Origin of the sequence: Acetobacter indonesiensis, from assembly GCF_000963945.1 — a bacterium.
GTDB classification, from domain to species: domain Bacteria; phylum Pseudomonadota; class Alphaproteobacteria; order Acetobacterales; family Acetobacteraceae; genus Acetobacter; species Acetobacter indonesiensis.
Genome location: NZ_BAMW01000007.1, coordinates 1 through 16,798 on the forward strand (window position 1 = coordinate 1; position 16,798 = coordinate 16,798).

15 protein-coding genes are annotated in these 16,798 nt (G+C 53.9%); 12 read left to right on the forward strand and 3 right to left on the reverse strand.

Going from position 1 to position 16,798, the window contains the following annotated elements; translation table 11 throughout:
- The first annotated feature begins 261 nt into the window (after window positions 1–261).
- The 4 genes from Abin_RS02870 (at window position 262) to spt (ending at window position 4,768) form a co-directional block, all read left to right on the forward strand.
- Window positions 262–1,392, forward strand: a complete 1,131-nt coding sequence (locus Abin_RS02870; protein WP_048844869.1) for a hypothetical protein — start codon at window positions 262–264, stop codon at window positions 1,390–1,392.
- Window positions 1,392–3,167, forward strand: a complete 1,776-nt coding sequence (locus Abin_RS02875) for a fatty acyl-AMP ligase (protein ID WP_174766845.1) — start codon at window positions 1,392–1,394, stop codon at window positions 3,165–3,167. Before Abin_RS02870 ends, Abin_RS02875 begins: the two co-directional genes overlap by 1 nt.
- A 131-nt stretch (window positions 3,168–3,298) precedes the next feature.
- Complete coding sequence (locus Abin_RS02880; RefSeq protein WP_048844870.1) at window positions 3,299–3,550, forward strand: acyl carrier protein; 252 nt, start codon at window positions 3,299–3,301, stop codon at window positions 3,548–3,550.
- A gap of 6 nt (window positions 3,551–3,556) precedes the next feature.
- On the forward strand, window positions 3,557–4,768 hold the full coding sequence (gene spt, locus Abin_RS02885; protein WP_048845014.1) for a serine palmitoyltransferase: 1,212 nt from the start codon (window positions 3,557–3,559) through the stop codon (window positions 4,766–4,768).
- Here spt and Abin_RS02890 read toward each other — a convergent pair.
- Together Abin_RS02890 and Abin_RS02895 are read right to left on the reverse strand one after the other, a co-directional pair.
- Window positions 4,765–5,715 (reverse strand): hypothetical protein, encoded by a 951-nt coding sequence (locus Abin_RS02890; protein WP_048845015.1) that lies wholly within the window; start codon window positions 5,713–5,715, stop codon window positions 4,765–4,767. The two genes, spt and Abin_RS02890, sit on opposite strands and share 4 nt — an antisense overlap.
- A gap of 32 nt (window positions 5,716–5,747) precedes the next feature.
- Window positions 5,748–6,728 (reverse strand): diacylglycerol/lipid kinase family protein, encoded by a 981-nt coding sequence (locus Abin_RS02895; protein ID WP_048844871.1) that lies wholly within the window; start codon window positions 6,726–6,728, stop codon window positions 5,748–5,750.
- A gap of 131 nt (window positions 6,729–6,859) precedes the next feature.
- Here Abin_RS02895 and Abin_RS02900 point away from each other — a divergent pair, with 131 nt between their 5' ends.
- Genes Abin_RS02900 through Abin_RS02925 form a run of 6 tightly spaced genes read left to right on the forward strand, consistent with a single transcriptional unit; the run spans window position 6,860 to window position 12,735 of the window.
- Window positions 6,860–7,759, forward strand: a complete 900-nt coding sequence (locus Abin_RS02900) for a metallophosphoesterase family protein (protein WP_255319304.1) — start codon at window positions 6,860–6,862, stop codon at window positions 7,757–7,759.
- 7 nt (window positions 7,760–7,766) lie between these two features.
- Window positions 7,767–8,969, forward strand: coding sequence for an LptF/LptG family permease (locus Abin_RS02905; protein WP_048844872.1), 1,203 nt, complete (start codon window positions 7,767–7,769; stop codon window positions 8,967–8,969).
- On the forward strand, window positions 8,966–10,060 hold the full coding sequence (locus tag Abin_RS02910; RefSeq protein WP_048844873.1) for an LptF/LptG family permease: 1,095 nt from the start codon (window positions 8,966–8,968) through the stop codon (window positions 10,058–10,060). Before Abin_RS02905 ends, Abin_RS02910 begins: the two co-directional genes overlap by 4 nt.
- Window positions 10,057–10,857 carry a sterol desaturase family protein gene (locus Abin_RS02915; protein WP_048844874.1) on the forward strand — a complete coding sequence of 267 codons (801 nt, stop codon included), beginning with the start codon at window positions 10,057–10,059 and terminating at the stop codon, window positions 10,855–10,857. The genes Abin_RS02910 and Abin_RS02915 overlap by 4 nt, the downstream gene beginning before the upstream one ends.
- Window positions 10,854–11,636 carry a nucleotidyltransferase family protein gene (locus Abin_RS02920; protein WP_048844875.1) on the forward strand — a complete coding sequence of 261 codons (783 nt, stop codon included), beginning with the start codon at window positions 10,854–10,856 and terminating at the stop codon, window positions 11,634–11,636. The genes Abin_RS02915 and Abin_RS02920 overlap by 4 nt, the downstream gene beginning before the upstream one ends.
- A 13-nt stretch (window positions 11,637–11,649) precedes the next feature.
- Window positions 11,650–12,735: a glycosyltransferase gene (locus tag Abin_RS02925; protein ID WP_048845016.1), complete on the forward strand. Its 1,086-nt coding sequence runs from the start codon at window positions 11,650–11,652 to the stop codon at window positions 12,733–12,735.
- 37 nt (window positions 12,736–12,772) lie between these two features.
- Here the strand turns inward: Abin_RS02925 and Abin_RS02930 are convergent, their stop codons facing one another.
- Window positions 12,773–13,462 carry an HAD hydrolase-like protein gene (locus Abin_RS02930; RefSeq protein ID WP_174766844.1) on the reverse strand — a complete coding sequence of 230 codons (690 nt, stop codon included), beginning with the start codon at window positions 13,460–13,462 and terminating at the stop codon, window positions 12,773–12,775.
- A 110-nt stretch (window positions 13,463–13,572) separates the two neighbouring features.
- On the opposite strand from Abin_RS02930, the gene glmU reads away from it, so the two are divergent.
- Window positions 13,573–14,919 carry a bifunctional UDP-N-acetylglucosamine diphosphorylase/glucosamine-1-phosphate N-acetyltransferase GlmU gene (glmU, locus tag Abin_RS02935; RefSeq protein ID WP_048845018.1) on the forward strand — a complete coding sequence of 449 codons (1,347 nt, stop codon included), beginning with the start codon at window positions 13,573–13,575 and terminating at the stop codon, window positions 14,917–14,919.
- Window positions 14,919–16,742 carry a glutamine--fructose-6-phosphate transaminase (isomerizing) gene (gene glmS / locus Abin_RS02940; protein WP_048844876.1) on the forward strand — a complete coding sequence of 608 codons (1,824 nt, stop codon included), beginning with the start codon at window positions 14,919–14,921 and terminating at the stop codon, window positions 16,740–16,742. Before glmU ends, glmS begins: the two co-directional genes overlap by 1 nt.
- The last annotated feature ends 56 nt before the right edge of the window (window positions 16,743–16,798 follow it).

Below are 16,798 nucleotides of genomic sequence, written 5' to 3' on the forward strand. Positions count from 1 at the left end.
CGTCAACACAAAATCTACACACCATGACAAATTTCTTACAGATAAGAGTTTCAGCCCCTTACGCGACATCAATGATGCTCACGAAATTTATCTGCTTGCTAGGGAACCCTGAGAGCGAGACATCTTGACTACCTGCCTCCTGCCACGATTTGTGCATAAGCGTGGTTTAAAGAGACCACTTGAGCAAGGATATGATGAGGCATCCATGACGCACCAAAACTGCGACGAAAGTGCCTCACTCACAGAGGTACTATTCTACTGATGCGCGTTCTTTTCCCCTACATCGCACAACCGCACCAAACCTTGCATTCCCTGCCAATTGCAATGGAAATGGCAAGCCGCCACCCGGATGCTGAAGTTCATGTTGCCTGTACAACACAGGAGCATCTGGACTACGCACGATCACTGGCGTCTTACTATCCGGAATCGAAGGCCAGCTTCGAACTCCTGCATCTACCTAGTCTGCTTCGTGAGCGCGTAGAACGCCACGGACACACCGTTTTTTCCCGATTAGCGAGCTTATTTTTCAACAAGAAATATTTCTCAACGTTTCAGGGCATAGTCGTTCCCGAACGCACCTCACTTTATTTAAGAAAGCTTGGGGTGAGAAAACCACGCCTGATCTGGACCCGCCACGGAGCTGGTGATCGCGCCATTGGCTTTGCGCGCGATGTGAAGAATTTTGATTATGTTTTGATGGCTGGCAGAAAAGTGGAGCAACGCCTGTTGGCTCAGGGCGCGATACGCCCCGGCTGCTACCATACGGGTGTTTATGCCAAGTTCGACATGGTACATCGTATGCGGGATACGCGAGCACGGTTATTCAACAACAACCGCCCGACTATTCTTTATAACCCCCATTTTAACACGCGCCTCTCTTCCTGGCCAAAAATGGGGCTGAATGTGCTGTCACATTTTGCCAATCAAGATCGTTACAATCTGATTTTTGCGCCTCATTATCGTCTGTTCGATAACAAGAGATCGGAAGCAAAACAGCTTGAGCGCGCTTTTGGAAGCAATTCCCACATGCTTATTGATACAGGCAGCACGCGCAGCATTGATATGACCTACACATCTGCAGCTGACCTTTATCTTGGTGATACCAGCTCTCAGATCGCCGAATTTTTGGTGAAACCGCGCGCCTGTCTTTTTCTTAATGCGCACAATGTGACGTGGGAAGGGGACGAAAACTACAGATTCTGGACGTTAGGACCCGTTTTGAACACGGTAGATTACCTGGGTGAAGCCGTAGATGACGCATTTTGTTCACATGGTGCTTTCGTAAATCTACAAAAAGACTATATACGCGACACGTTCGATCTTAGCGGAGACGAACCAACCGCCCCTGTGGGCGCCGACGCAATTGTTGATTTTCTTCGAATGGCCAGCTGATGAACGTTATGAACTCTGCTTCTTCACCTTCTAACGAAGAGACCTTGCAGCCGGTTCCAACCAATTCTGGTCAGCCGCGCCGTTACGGTGATTTTCCGACTTTTCCTGCTGCTCTTGACTATGCTGCGCAGGGAAGTGCGGGTTTCAATATTTATTCTGGTAAAGGGGTTCTTCTGGAAGCCCTGCCCTACAGAAAACTTCGTGAGCAGGCGATTGAAACAGGTCGTCGTTTGCTGGGAATGGGGCTTCAACCTGGAGATCGCGTTGCTATCGTTGCTGAAAGCGATGGTGATTTTGCCCGTATTTTCTTTGGTTGCCAGTATGCTGGCCTAGTAACAGCCCCCATGCCTCTGCCGGTCGCCTTTGCGGGAAAAGAGGCTTATCTGGCGACATTACGCGGCATGATTAGCAGTTCAGGTGCCAGCGCCGTGGTCATCCCGCAGATTATTGAAGGCTGGACGGATGATATCGTCAGCGGAATGGGGTTGGTTTTTGCCGGATCCCCTGCTGATCTTATGACGCGCCCGATCGCGGACATCGACCTGCCAGAAATTCATCCCGACGCATTGTCTTATCTTCAGTTTTCATCTGGCAGCACGCGCTTTCCGATGGGCGTTTGCGTCAGTCAGCGCTCAGGCATGGCGAACGTGGCTGCTATTTCGCATGATGGTTTGCAGGTCCGTGAAACAGGAGACCGCTGTGTTTCCTGGCTGCCTCTTTATCATGATATGGGTCTGGTCGGGTTCTTTCTGACGCCTATGACCTGTCAGTTGACCGTTGACATGCTGCCAACACGAGAGTTTGCACGGCGTCCGCATGTCTGGCTTGATCTTATTAGCCGAAATCGTGGGACTATCGCTTACAGTCCGTCTTTCGGGTACGAACTCTGTGCACGGCGTCCGGCATCTGCTGAACTCGACCTTTCTAGCTGGCGTATTGCTGGCATTGGGGGCGACATGATCCGTCCTCATATTCTGGCTGAATTTTCAGAACGCTTTGCCCCTGCCGGGTTTAATACAAAAGCCTTTGAAGCAAGCTACGGCATGGCAGAAGCGACTTTGGCCATCAGCTTTGCACCATTAAATACGGGGATTCAGACCGATACGGTTGATCTGGCCGTGCTGGAAAGCCAAGGACTTGCACAGGCTCCCTCCAGCCCGGATGCCCCCAGCCGAACTTTTGTTCTCTGCGGCAAAGTTCTGCCCAGCCACGGCCTTGAAGTCCGGGATAGCGACGGTACTGTGCTTGGTGATCGTCAAGTTGGGACGATCTTCGTTTCTGGCCCAAGCCTGATGGATGGATATTTCCGTCGTCCAGACGAAAGCGAAAAAGTTCTGGATGAAGACAAATGGCTAAACACCGGCGATCTGGGTTATATGCTTGATGGTCAGATTGTGGTCACTGGACGCGCAAAAGATCTGATTATTATCAATGGCCGTAATATCTGGCCGCAAGATCTGGAGTGGTCGGCAGAGAGCAACATTCCGTCATTGCGTAGCCGTGACGTTGCCGTGTTCTCTTTGGAAAAAGGCGAGCAGGAAGAGATAGTCGCGCTTATTCAGTGTCGTGCGACTGATCCACAAGTGCGTGAAGAGCTTCAGGCCGAAGCCTCAAGCCTGTTCCGTCGCCTCCATGGCGTAGATGTCTCCGTTGTGCTGGTGCCGCCGCACGCTCTTCCGCAGACATCTTCCGGGAAACTGACACGCGCCAAAGCCCGCACCATGTTCCTGAGCGGTGTTTTTGAACCACAACCGGAAGTTGCATCTGCCTGCTGACAGGCAAAGACAGAACGACCTTTTGTGCCGGTTGCTGGTAAGAAACCAGTTTTTACCTCATAAGGTCGTCCACTGGGCAGAAGCTCACTTTAGTTTAGACTGACCTGCGACCAAGGATGAAGGGATCCGAGATGAGTGAAACCGTTGAAAGCGTTTCTGCGCTGATCATCCAGAAGCTTCTTGCCAACCCGAAGGTGCCGCGTGACATTGATGGGAACTGCAAGATTATGGAAGATCTTGCTTTTGACTCCCTCGCCGTGATGAATTTTGTCATGGAAGTGGAAGACACACTTGATGTTTCTGTACCGCTCGACAAATTGGCGGATATCCGCACCATCAATGATCTTGCAAAATGCATTGTTGACCTGAAAAACAAAGGCTGAGTGCGTATGACGTCACTTTTTTCCAAGTTTGAAGGCACCGCAAGCGCTCTTGGGGCACTGGTAGAAGCTGGTGGTCGCAATCCATTTGCCGTTGTGATCGAAAAACCGATTTCTTCTACAGTTGGCTTGATTGAAGGCCGCGAAACCCTGCTGTTTGGCACGAACAACTATCTTGGGTTGAGCCAGTCTGAACGCGCAATCAAAGCAGCGCAGGATGCTGTCAGTAAATATGGTGTGGGAACCACAGGGTCCCGCATCGCCAACGGCACGCAGTCTCTTCACCGCCAGCTTGAACAACGCATTGCCAGTTACTTTGGCCGACGCGATGCTATGGTCTTCTCGACAGGGTATCAGGCCAATCTGGGCATGATTTCAACCTTGGTTGGCAAAGACGATTATCTCATTCTGGACGCCGACAGCCACGCCAGCATTTATGATGGTAGCCGCCTGAGCCCCGCGCAGGTTATTCGCTTCCGTCACAATGATGCTGATGATCTGCATAAACGACTGAAACGCCTTGACGGCACACCGGGTGCAAAGCTGATTGTTGTGGAAGGTATTTATTCCATGACCGGCAATGTGGCACCGATTGCCGAAATGGCGGCCGTAAAGCGCGAAACCGGGGCTTATCTGCTGGTTGATGAAGCCCATTCTTTCGGCGTTATGGGCAAAAAAGGTCTTGGGGTCGCAGAAGAAGCTGGCGTTGAAGCAGACGTTGACTTCGTGGTTGGCACCTTCTCAAAAAGCCTGGGCACCGTCGGCGGCTACTGTGTGTCTGATCACCCAGAGCTTGAGATGGTACGCCTGAACTGCCGTCCTTATATGTTTACCGCATCCCTACCGCCTGAAGTTATTGCCGCTACCATGGCAGCGTTGGAGGATCTGGCTGACCATCCGGAACTCCGAACCCAGTTAAAAGAAAACGCGGCACGCCTGCATGCAGGATTTCACCGGATTGGCTTGAACGCTAGCCGGCAGGTCAGCCCGGTTATCGCCGTTACATTGGAAACACTGGAACAGGCTATCCCGATGTGGAATCGGCTTCTTGACTTGGGTGTCTACGTCAATCTGAGCTTACCACCAGCAACACCGGATCATCGTCCGTTGCTACGTTGCTCGGTCATGGCAACGCATACAGCCGCCCAGATTGATCAGGCGATTGAAATATTCCGTCAGGCTGGGCTGGAAGCTGGCGCGTTAAAAGAAACCGTCGCTTAACGGTTTTTCTGGAACACTCCCTGTCGCCACAACCGCCACAGAAGAGGCGGCCCGGCGATAAGGGGGTGTTTTTCTGCAAATGCAGTGAGGGGAACTTTCACCCCGCTATGACGCTCAATTTTCCAAGCAGCGTACCGTGCTCCCCCAGAAAATGTAAAAGCTGCTTTCATAAGACGTAAGATATTAAGCGGCCGCCCCAGTTTTTTTCGAAGCGCCCAGGCGTTTTCCTGCTGTTGCCGCCAGTTTTGCGAGGCAACAACTTCTATTGCTTCATCCGTTTGCTGGAACGTCAAGCCGATAGTCTGCCAGCAGGGAAGAAGAAGGTCATTATAACGCCGCTGATAATTAGCAACGATTCCAGCCCCCCTGCCCGCTTTTTCAACCCGCAATTCTGCCTGATAGGTTCTCTGGTATAGGGCATTCCAGAATGCTTCAGGCTGTCCTTTTTGTGGGCCCAAAGCTGCTGCCCAGTATGCGGCTGTTGTGACGGCCCGCATGACACAATGAGTAAGTGCCTGCTGCGCCTGACTGTTCTGCGTCCATACCAGGCGAACAGGTTGAGAAAAACGCGCCCAGACAGTTGTATCCCACGTCTGTATGCCAGTGAGTTTCCGAAACTGCGCAAGAGTTAGGAAAGCCACTTTTGCCCGAAGCAACCGGCCATTTACAGCTATCTCATGGTATTCCACATTTGGCGGTAAGAGAGCATTCCCGATGCGGGCAAACACCGTCCGCGGCCAATCAGACTGCTTTTTAAGAATAACGTAAAAATCCAGCAGGGTATCGTCCTGTATCCCCCCGCGCAGACCAGAGCCGTAGAACAAGACGCCCAGAGGCTTAGTATGCCCAAGCATGCTTTTGACAAACGCCGTAACCTCTGGCGCCACAGGTGTCAGAAGCTCCTGCGTTATATGATCTGCGAGTATTTTCTGGGGACTAATTGTCATGATTGGTGAGAATAAGGGAGGCTGGATACTCATCAGGCTTGCAGAAAGGAGACGACAGGACCGGCCGTTATGTCCAGACATTGCTCTGGGCCCGTTTCCAGAACTTCTCCGTCCAACACAAAAGACTGACCGGTTCTGACGCGGATGCGTTCGGCTGAGCCACTTTGATAAGATTGGCTCGCCTGTATCCAGCCGGGGGCACGGCCACGGACCAGATTCCAGATTGCTTTGGTCAGATGTTCAGGCCGGGCTGAAACATCCAGATAGCTGATACCATGGTCTGAGACGCCCTGTGAACGCCAGAAAGGCCATATTCCATGGGGCAGACATTGCAGACCGGTGCATAAAAATAGAAAACGATCTCGTATTTCGGCAGAATTGCCATCCAGACCCAACGCCACCGGCGTTCCGTTCAGCCAGCTTTGCCGCAACCGCGGAGAAAGCAACTGCCGCGCTGTTAAGGCGAATGTAGCAAACACCGCGGCATCATGAGCATAGTTTTTCAGGATTGCGGGCTGATGGGCAATTTCTATCGCTCGCGTAAAAGCCCCTAATCCGCCGAAAAAACCGAGTTCTGCTGCCCGTTCCTGTCCCGGCCATGAGACCACTAAAGGCTGACGTTGCTTAACATCAGACAATAGACGTTTGGAAGATGCTCTATCTTGCAGGCGTTGCAGTGCTTCTACGCCACGCAATCCAAACCCGACATCTGCCGCAATCAGATTCGTGTTGCCAGACGGCAGGACCGCTATCAGAGGCAGGTTATGGTTTGGGTAAGATGAGGCATAAAGCACGCTCAACACCTTACCAACCGTACCGTCCCCTCCGTCAACAACCAGACATTCCACTTGCTGGCGCGCCAGATCTTCTATGGTTTCATGCAACGCGGCAGCCGTTTCGGGCGCGTAAAACATCGGCCCCAGCATATTCCGCGCTGTTTCGAGATAATGACGATCCGCCTTGAGATTACGTCGGCTACGAGGGTTATGAATTAAGGCGAAACGATCTGGCACTCAGACACTCATGCGTTTGCAGATAAAATGCCAGTGCCTTTTGCCCCAGCTTATGCCGGTGGTATAGTGGGACTTCGCGAACTTGTCACATGCTGCGTTGACAGGCCCCTTTGTGTCGGAGTCCTCCGTTTTTGCCCTCTCTTCAGATTGCCCATCTTTCTGACCCACATCTGCCATTGGCCAGCCTGCCCAGCTTGCGCGAAATCCACTTCAAACGGCTGCTGTCTCTTCTATCCTGGCAGCTAAAGCGACGGCATGTGCATCTGGCAGCGTCACTGGTGACAGTGATGAACGATATCCGCCAGCATAGCCCGGATCTTGTCGCTTTAACGGGAGATCTGACCAATCTTGGCCTTCAGTCGGAATATGAAGCAGCAACACGCTGGCTTGAAGATCAGGCGTTGCCACCGACACTGCTAGTGCCAGGCAACCATGATGCCCTAATACGTGAGCATTTTAACACCAAAAGCAGCCTTTGGACGCAATGGCTGCGGAATGAGTCTGGCTTCCCATCCGTCTTGCAAAAAGAAAAAGTGGCCCTGATCGGATTGAACAGCGCAGTGCCTACCCCACCTTTTTTTGCCTCTGGCCGCCTTTCTGGAAAACAGCTTGAGGCTTTGTCCGCCACTTTGCGTCAGTGCAGAGAGGAAGGCCTATGCCGTGTTGTGCTGATTCATCACCCTCCCGCCCCCGGTTTGGTAACACAGCGGAAAGCCCTTGAGCATATGGATACCCTTCAGACTGTTCTGAGGCAGGAAGGAGCCGAGCTCGTGCTCCATGGGCACTCCCACCGCGCGACCCTAACCTGCATTCCGGGCACACCCATCCCGGTTGTCGGCACGACGTCAGCATCTCATAGTGCGGGAGATTCGGACCGCACAGCAGGATGGAATCGTGTCACCATTACGCCAGATACCGACTGTTGGCGGATCAGCATTCAACGGCGGGAACTTGGCGGGAACGGGGTAATGCAGAACGGATTTATGCACCATTTTACCCCCCATCGCCTTTCTGACGCAAAGGCGCTATGAAGCGCGGATGCAGCACGAGCCTCTCTTGCGCAGGGTGAAAGCGTTTTTCACCCCAGGAACGCTAGACCGTTACCTGATTGCGCAGGTTATTCCCCCTTTTCTGGTAGCGCTTTGTGTTGTCATGACCGCATTATTGCTTGAACGGCTGCTTGTGCTGTTCAACCTGCTTGCGGCGGGGAACAACCATCTTGGCACGTTCATTGAACTGCTAGGCACTCTGCTTCCCCATTATCTTGGGCTGGCAATTCCCGCAGCGCTATGTGTCAGCGTCTTTTCCGTCATACGGCGCATGAGCCAGAATGAAGAAATTGACGCCATCACCAGTAGTGGCATTTCCCTTGTCCGCATTACGCGTCCCTTTATTTTGCTGGGCGGACTGCTGGGGTTTCTGTCTTTTCTGCTGTACGGCTTTGTGCAGCCTCATGCCCGCTATGACTTTAGAGAAGCTTTCTATGTCGCGAGTCATACCGGCTGGGCACCGCGCCTTCAGTCGCGCATGTTTGCAAGCCCGTCTGGCCACCTGACTCTGGTGGCTGACCATGTGGACCATGCAGGCTCGAACCTGAGAAAAGTGTTCATCCGGGATACATCAGACCATCAGGAACGCGATATTACTGCAGCCCGAGGACACATTCGTCTGGCATCAGACAGTTCGGCTGTCGAGATTGATCTGGAGGATGGCACCATTGTAACCGACAATGGGAAGGGCGTGCCGACCCTGACAACATTTGACCATGCGACCAGAACACTAACTGAAGCGTCTCATCTCTCCCCGTTCCGGCAGCGTGGCGAGGACGAGCGAGAACTGACATCGCCGGAACTGGTGAACCGTCTTATTGACCGTGACCCGGCCATTTCGCGCCCACATATGCGCTCTGAAGTGCATTTCAGGTTGGCACGCAGTTTGACTATCCCCTTTATTCCAGTTCTGGCCGCAGCCCTTGCCATTATGCGGAAGCGTCAACGCGGCAGTGCCGGGTTGATTATCGCCTTTATTGTCATGGTAGGGTTTGACCACCTTCTGCAATTTGGCCACAGCATGGTTGCTACAAAAAAAACCACTCTGCTGATTATCTGGGGGCCAGCTTTCACCTTCATAATCGGCTGTTCCCTGTTGCTTCTTTATAAAGCCGGTGTTCTTCAGGGCTTAAAAGCCCAATGGAACAGCCGGAAGCGGGCCGCCCTACGTCAGTCTGGGGCTGAATTATGAGCAAAGCTGCCCGGCCGCCTCGTTTTGTGCTGTTTCGCTATCTTTCGGGCGTTCTGATCAACCGTGTTCTGTTATGCAGTGCGGTGCTGGTCGGTTTGCTGGAAATTCTCGCCTTACTTGAGCAGACAACCCCCATCTTGCAGCGGCATCTGGGGATTGCTGGCATCCTGACTTATGCAGGCATGCGTCTGCCGTTTCTGCTGGCCGGGGCACTCCCCCTGAGTATGCTGATCGGTGCGCTGTTCATGCTGTCCCAGATGACCATGGCCAGTGAAATGGCCATTTTACAGGCATCGGGGCTTTCAGTTCTCGGCCTGTTTAAGCGCATGTTGCCAGCAGCATTGCTGATTGGCGTGGTGGGCGTTGTCATGGATGACCAGGTCACGCCTCGGTCAGAACAGGCTTTGGCTGCATGGTGGAACCGGACCGACCCTCACCCGGAAAAAGGCCATTCCTTCTGGTTTCATGAAGGGCAGCAGGTGGCCCGCGTGGCATATGTGGCCGATGGTGGCAATATGCTGTCGGGGCTAGACATCTACTCACGCGATAAGAAAGGTTTGTTGCAAGAAGTGATCCACGCTGAAAGCGCGGACTACACCCATGCGCGAGGATGGGTTCTGCACAGCATAAAACGCATTCAGGTGCAGGATCATACAGCCGTTCAGTTATCGCCTGAAGACCAGAAAAACTGGGCTACATCCTTGCATCCATGGGATTTTATAAGGCTTTCTGCCGAAAACCCGCCTTTGTCTTCCGGCACAATTATCGGCATGTTACGCGGGCACCTACCGTCTGATTCCAGTCCCGGCTTTTTGCAGGCAGGGCTGCTTGAGCGGTTTTTGCGCCCTGCCGCCATGCTCGTACTCCTGTTAATTGCAATGCCAGTGATCTATATCCCTCCTCGGACGGGGGCCAGAAGCTGGCTGCCCGTCTGGTGTCTTGGGGCGGGGCTGCTTTTCATCGTTGCGCAAGGACTGCTTCGCGCAATGGGGAATGCAGGTCTTTTGCCCCCCGCCGTTGCGACCATTCCCGGCTTGATTATTTTCACGCTGGGAGCCGCTACGGTGCTTTTGAGGAATGAAGCAAAATGAGTGGAACGCTGAACAATGCGAGCCTGAAAACCGGCCGCAGCTTTGATCTGGGGAAAATGAACCTCAGACAGCTTTGGGTCGCTTATCTGACATATCCGACCATTCTGCTCTATTTTGCGCTGGTTATTGCCAGTGTGGCTGTTGCCGTGCATTTTTTCGCCGGATGGTCCGCCACATTCATTGCGATCGCAGCGGTTATTCTGGTGTATCCGCTCGCCTGGTATTTGCTGCATCGCTACGTGCTGCATGGGCGGCTTCTGTATAAAATGAAATGGTCTGCATCGCTTTGGAAGCGCATCCATTTTGACCACCATCAGGACCCGCATCTGCTGGATGTCCTGTTTGGTGCGCCTGTTACCACCCTGCCGACAATTGCTATCATCACCTGCCCTATTGGGTATCTGATTGGCGGCGTTGGCGCGGCTGCTACCGCTTTTGGCACTGGTGTAGCTATCACGTGCATTTATGAGTTCTTCCATTGCATTCAGCATCTGAACTACAAGCCGCGTTCGGCCTGGATTCAGCGTATGAAGGCACGCCATGTGCTGCATCACTTCCACGATGAAGACGGCAATTTTGGCATTACCAGCTTTGTGGTCGATCGGGTTTTTGGCAGCTACTACAAAGACGCCAAAGCACGTCCGCGTAGTCCGACCGTGTTCAACCTTGGGTATGACATCAAACAGGCCAAAGTTTATCCGTGGGTCATGGATCTGACAGGCTCCCCCCCGCGTGACCGCCCGGATGGCGCCCGGCCAGACACAAAATCCAGCCGTGACACACGGCATGCGGCATGAACACTCCGTCTAACGGGCTGACTGTTCTTGTTCTGGCAGGCACCCGCCCCGGCGTGCCTGACCCTATGGCTGTGGCCGCCGGTGTTTCGCACAAAGCTATTCTGCCTGTCGGCGGCACGCCTATGATCCTGCGAGTCATTACGGCTCTGCAGGCAACACCTGCTGTTGGGCGCATTGCCGTTTGTATTGATGATCCCTCCGTGCTGAAGGGCATTGTGCCTGCTGGCATAGACATTCTGCCCTCCCGCCCCGAAGGACCAAGCGCAAGCGTTCTTGCTGGGTTAACGCAATTTGGCACGCCGTTGCTGGTGACGACTGCAGATAATGCTTTATTGCGACCGGAATGGATTACAGAGTTTCTAGAAAAATGTGGTCCACGCTCCGATGTGGCGGCTGCGGTCGCACCTGAAGTAACTGTGCTGCGTGACGTGCCGGTAACAAAGCGCACGTTTATCCGGCTCTCTGATCTCGCTTTTTCGGGTTGCAACCTGTTTCTGTTTCGTACACCGGCTGCCGTAAATGTTGCAGCCTTATGGTTGCGGGTTGAAAAAAACCGCAAACATCCGCTCCGAATTGCGTGGCTTCTGGGGCCATTTGTCTTGTTAAAGGCGGTTTTGAAAAAACTGAGCCGCGCTGATTTGTGTTCCCGCATTACCAAAATGACGGGTGCCAAGGCCGAGTTGATCTGCCTGTCAGATGGCAGGGCAGCCGTTGATGTTGATAAGCCAGCCGATCTTGTTCTGACAGAAAAGCTGCTTGCGGCTGAAGCATCAGCCTGAGCAGAATTATCCCATGCGCATTGCCTACGTTATCAATTCCACAGAAGGTGGTGGAGCCGCCTTTCCTGTACCAGCCATAACACGTGTTTTGCGGCAGGCTGGCCACGAGGTTGCGATTTTCGCCCTTAGCCGTCGCGATGGAAGAGCCGAAAAACCCATGCGTGATGCTGGGTTGGATGTTCATATTCGGGATGGTGGCAAAAAAGACCACGGCTCTGCATTTTTCTGGCTGAAAAACGAATTAGCGCACTGGCAACCAACTCATATCTGGACATCCCTGACCCGAGCCACGCTTCTGGGGCAGTTTGTCGGTCAGATCATGAAGCGGCCCGTGATTAGCTGGCAGCATTCTGCCCGCCTGCGCCCCCCCAATGACACGCTTCTGCGGTTACGCCGTAATGCCTCATGCTTATGGATTGGTGATTCCGATTACGTGACAGAGATCACCCATAAGCAGCTTGGTATTCCGAAAGACAGGCTGCTGTGTTGGCCAATATTCCATGCCTGTGTTGATGCTCCGCAAAGCCAGCCATGGAGTGCAGGGGAAACGGTCCGCTTAGGGTCTGTCGGCAGACTTCATCCTGTCAAAGGTTATGATACGTTATGTCAGGCGCTGGCGCAGTTAAAGCAGCGGGACTCCCTCCCCCGCTTTCATCTTACACTTGCGGGTGAAGGTGAGGAACGCCCCCGACTTGAAGCGCTGATACGGGACCTTGGGTTGCAGAATGAGGTGTCGTTACCGGGCTTCTGTTCAGACCCTGCCGCGTTTCTGGCCGAACAGCATCTTTATCTTCAACCGTCGCATTGGGAAGGGTTCTGTCTGGCTGCGCACGAGGCCATGCAGGCAGGCTTACCCGTTATTGCCTCCAATGTTGGGGAATTAACCCGCTCCGTGCAGCAGGGTCGAACTGGGTGGACGGTGCCACCCAAGAATGACGCAGCATTAGCGCGTTGCCTTGAAACAGCCCTGCGCAAACCGGAACAGCTTCATGACATGGGAACTGCAGCAAGACAGTATGTCTGTTCCCATTTCAGTGAACAGGCCTTTACCAAGGCAGGGTTAGCCGTGCTGGCTAAACTGGAACAGATTTCACCCTGACCAGCATGAACAGAAACACCTGCCTTTCAACCAGCACTTAGGCTGCGGCAAGTAAGCTTTCTGCTTTTTCTGGCACATCTGCCATGCTGGCAGCTTCCGCCTGCGCAAGATCAGCCAGACTGCCGTCCCCGTATCCCCATGCGGCAAACACAGCAGGACATTTTGCGCCTTGGGCGGCCAGCAGGTCTGGCGACATATCACCAATCATCACGCTACGAAATGGAGTGCCGCCTGCCTTTTCTATTGTCCCCAACAAATGCGCCGGATCTGGCTTTCTGACCGGAAAACTGTCTCCGCCACCAACGCAGGCAAACAGAGTGGAAAGCCCATAATGCTCCAAAATAGCCAAAGCAGCCACTTCCGGTTTGTTGGTACAAACAGCTAGCAACCATCCTTTCTGGCGCAGAGTATTCAGTGCATCAACCGTACCGGGAAAAAGACGGGAAAGCCGTGTCGCGCGTGGTGTGTAAATATCCATGAACTGACGGCAGGCCTGCGCGTGATCAATACTTTCGGCTTTATCCGCTGCTCCTTTGTCAGATGCGCTCTGAAGCAAACGCTCCACCAGCAAAGGTACGCCATTTCCAATCATGCGCCTTACCTCCGCATCGGAGACGGCGGGGAGATCATAACTGGCCAGTAACTGCCGACCGCAGTCGGCCAGATCGGGCAGAGAGTCCAGCAGCGTTCCATCCATATCAAACACGGCAAGTTTCTGTTTCATCACTGGTTTTGCCTTTTGGTAAAGTCCTGAAAAATTTTATGATATCCGTATTTTCGGTTTCCTCCAGCCCGGTGTTTGACAGGGGGCTGTGCTTGGCTTACCGCAGTCAGACCATGACAGCATCTTCCCTATCCCGTCCTGCCACTGCGGTCCTGCTGGCCGCCGGGCTGGGCACACGTATGAAATCCTCCCGCCCGAAAGCCATGCAGCGTCTGGCTGGCCGCCCCATGCTGGCACATCTGATAGCCAATGCGGCAGATGTGTTTGACCGGCTTGTGGTGGTGATTGGCCCCGGCATGGAAGATGTAGCCGAACTGGCCGCGCCCTACCCCGTGGTCATACAGCATGACCGTCTGGGCACAGCCCATGCCGCCCTACAGGCCGAAGCCTATTTCGGCGACGGTGATGTTGCCGTGCTGTATGCCGACAACCCGCTGATTTCTGCCGAAACGCTCAATAGCCTGCTGACAGAACGCCGGCAGGATAATGTAGGGCTCGCGTTGCTGGCCATGCGCCCTGAAGAGCCCGGCAAGTATGGGCGCGTCGTCGCACAGGATGGCAACGTTCAGCGTATTGTTGAGTGGGCGGATGCCTCCCCTGAAGAACGCGCCATTGACCTGTGCAATGCTGGCGTATTGTGCGCGGATGCCGAGACGTTCCGCAAATGGCTGAAAAATGTGAAAAACGAGAATTCCAAAGGGGAGTTCTATCTGACAGACGTTGTCGATCTGGCGGTGGCTGAAGGAGTGAATGTTCGCGCCGTTGAAGCTGCGGAAGACGAGCTACGCGGCATCAACTCCCGCGTTGAACTCGCTGAAGCGGAAGCCGCATTGCAGCAGCGTCTGCGTAAAAAAGCCATGGAAAACGGGGTAACACTCGTCGCACCTGAAACTGTATTTTTATGCGCCGACACAGTACTGGAAGCCGACGTTCTGGTTGAACCGCATGTAGTTTTCGGGCCTGACGTCATTGTGCGGAGCGGTGCGGAAATCCGGTCTTTCAGTCATCTGGAAGGCTGCGAGGTGTTCAACAACGCATTCGTTGGCCCTTATGCGCGACTACGCCCCGGTGCGGAGATTGGTGTGGGGGCCCATATTGGCAATTTTGTTGAAGTCAAAAACACAACCGTGGGTGACGGCGCAAAAGCTAATCATCTGACCTATTTGGGCGATGCATCCATTGGCGCCCGCACCAATGTGGGGGCTGGCACCATCACCTGTAACTATGATGGTTTTTTCAAACACCGCACGACCATTGGTGACAACGTGTTTGTGGGTTCAAACGCCATTTTGGTAGCACCTGTATCCGTGGGCACCAACGCAATGATTGCGGCAGGCAGCACAATTACCAAAGATGTCCCGCCCGACGCATTGGCTTTTGGCCGCACGCCCCAGGTCAACAAACCTGAACTCGGCAAACATTTTAAAGAAACTCTTAAAGCCCGGAAGGAAAACGGCTGATGTGTGGAATCTGCGGTGTTGTCGGTCTGCGCCATGCCACGCCCATCGTTTTTGAAGGTCTGCGCCGTCTGGAATATCGGGGATACGATTCCGCTGGCATTGCCACGCTGGTCGAGGGTCGGGTGGAACGCCGCCGGGCTGCGGGCAAGCTGGATAATCTCGGCGCACTGCTAGACAAGGAACCTTTAGCCGGCACAACCGGCATTGGTCATACCCGTTGGGCGACACATGGTGCCCCTACAACCTGCAACGCCCACCCACATGGCACTGAACGCGTCGCGATCGTTCATAACGGGATTATCGAAAACTTTGAGGAACTACGCCGAGAGCTTGAGGCTGCCGGGCAGGTTTTCAGCACTGAAACAGACAGTGAAACCATTGCCCAACTGGTTGATTACCATCTGGCACAGGGGCTTACCCCTAAAGACGCCGCACTTGCTGCATTACGGCGGCTTGAAGGTGCCTATGCCATCGCCATGATTTTTGCCGGACATGAAGGGCTGATGATCGGGGCTTGCCATAGCGCCCCCCTCGCCGTTGGCTATGGCGATAATGAAATGTTCCTTGGGTCTGACTCGCTGGCTCTGGCCCCTTTGACGCGCCGCATTACCTACATGGAAGACGGTGACTGCGTGGTCATAACCCCGCAGGGTGCGGCGTTCATGACGTTTGATGGCACCGCAGTCCAGCGAAAGGAGCAGACAACGGCTCTTGCTGCTGGAACAATCGGCAAAGACGGCTACCGTCATTTCATGGAAAAAGAACTCCATGAACACCCGCTGGTTATCGGGCAAACCCTGCAACGCATGGTTGACCCAGCCAGCCGCCGTGTTGTCCTGCCTGATTTGCCGTTTGATCTGGCAACGGTGCCGCGCGCCGTCATAACCGCCTGCGGATCTGCATTTTATGCCGGTATGGTTGGTCGCTACTGGCTGGAAAGCATTGCGCAGCTACCGGTCGATATCGATGTCGCCAGTGAAATGCGTTACCGGAACCCGCCTTTGACGGCAGGGTCATTAGGCCTGCTTATTTCTCAATCAGGGGAAACCGCTGACACACTCGCCGCACTCCGCAGCTTACGGCAGAAAGCGGTTCATATCCTGTCTGTTCTGAATGTCGAACACAGCACGATGGCGCGTGAAAGTGATGTCGTACTGGGCACGGTGGCTGGGCCTGAAATTTCTGTTGCATCAACCAAAGCTTTTACAGCGCAGTTGACCGTTCTGGCTTGCCTGAGCATTGCAACTGCACGCGCCCGCGGCACGCTGGACGCCCTGGCTGAGGAAGAACTGGTTGCGGCCCTGCTTGACCTTCCCAGCCGGGCAGCTGACGTGTTTGCGCAAGGCGATGCTATTCGCCGGATGGCGGCTATCGTGGCAGAAGCGCGAGACGTTCTCTATTTAGGCCGGGGAAGCATGTTCCCTGTTGCTATGGAAGGCGCGCTAAAGCTGAAGGAAATTTCTTATATCCATGCTGAAGCGTACGCCGCGGGTGAAATGAAGCATGGTCCCATTTCGCTGATTGATCGCACCGTTCCGATTGTTGCAAGCGCGCCCTACACGCCACTGTTCGACAAAACACTCTCCAACTTGCAGGAAGCCAAAGCGCGTGGTGGGCGTCTGCTGGTGTTTACTGATACCAAGGGGGCCGAGCGTGTTTCTGCCATTGCGGAAGATATGGTGGTGTTGCCGCATGTCCATGAGTTTGCAGCCCCGATTCTGCAAACCATTCCTGTGCAGATGCTTGCTTATGAAGTCGCTGTTCTGAAAGGGACGGACGTGGATCAGCCCCGCAATCTGGCCAAGTCTGTGACGGTGGAATAGTCGTTTTCACAGCAAATCTGACCACAAAAAAGCCCGACAGCATTTTCTCTGTCGGG

Coding starts and splice junctions, on each gene's coding strand:
- Abin_RS02905 (WP_048844872.1), top strand. CDS start 7,767: ATGCAGCACGAGCCTCTCTTGCGCAGGGTGAAAGCGTTTTTCACCCCA.
- Abin_RS02875 (WP_174766845.1), top strand. CDS start 1,392: ATGAACGTTATGAACTCTGCTTCTTCACCTTCTAACGAAGAGACCTTG.
- Abin_RS02915 (WP_048844874.1), top strand. CDS start 10,057: ATGAGTGGAACGCTGAACAATGCGAGCCTGAAAACCGGCCGCAGCTTT.
- Abin_RS02890 (WP_048845015.1), bottom strand. CDS start 5,715: ATGACAATTAGTCCCCAGAAAATACTCGCAGATCATATAACGCAGGAG.
- glmS (WP_048844876.1), top strand. CDS start 14,919: ATGTGTGGAATCTGCGGTGTTGTCGGTCTGCGCCATGCCACGCCCATC.
- Abin_RS02925 (WP_048845016.1), top strand. CDS start 11,650: ATGCGCATTGCCTACGTTATCAATTCCACAGAAGGTGGTGGAGCCGCC.
- Abin_RS02870 (WP_048844869.1), top strand. CDS start 262: ATGCGCGTTCTTTTCCCCTACATCGCACAACCGCACCAAACCTTGCAT.
- glmU (WP_048845018.1), top strand. CDS start 13,573: ATGACAGCATCTTCCCTATCCCGTCCTGCCACTGCGGTCCTGCTGGCC.
- spt (WP_048845014.1), top strand. CDS start 3,557: ATGACGTCACTTTTTTCCAAGTTTGAAGGCACCGCAAGCGCTCTTGGG.
- Abin_RS02880 (WP_048844870.1), top strand. CDS start 3,299: ATGAGTGAAACCGTTGAAAGCGTTTCTGCGCTGATCATCCAGAAGCTT.
- Abin_RS02910 (WP_048844873.1), top strand. CDS start 8,966: ATGAGCAAAGCTGCCCGGCCGCCTCGTTTTGTGCTGTTTCGCTATCTT.
- Abin_RS02920 (WP_048844875.1), top strand. CDS start 10,854: ATGAACACTCCGTCTAACGGGCTGACTGTTCTTGTTCTGGCAGGCACC.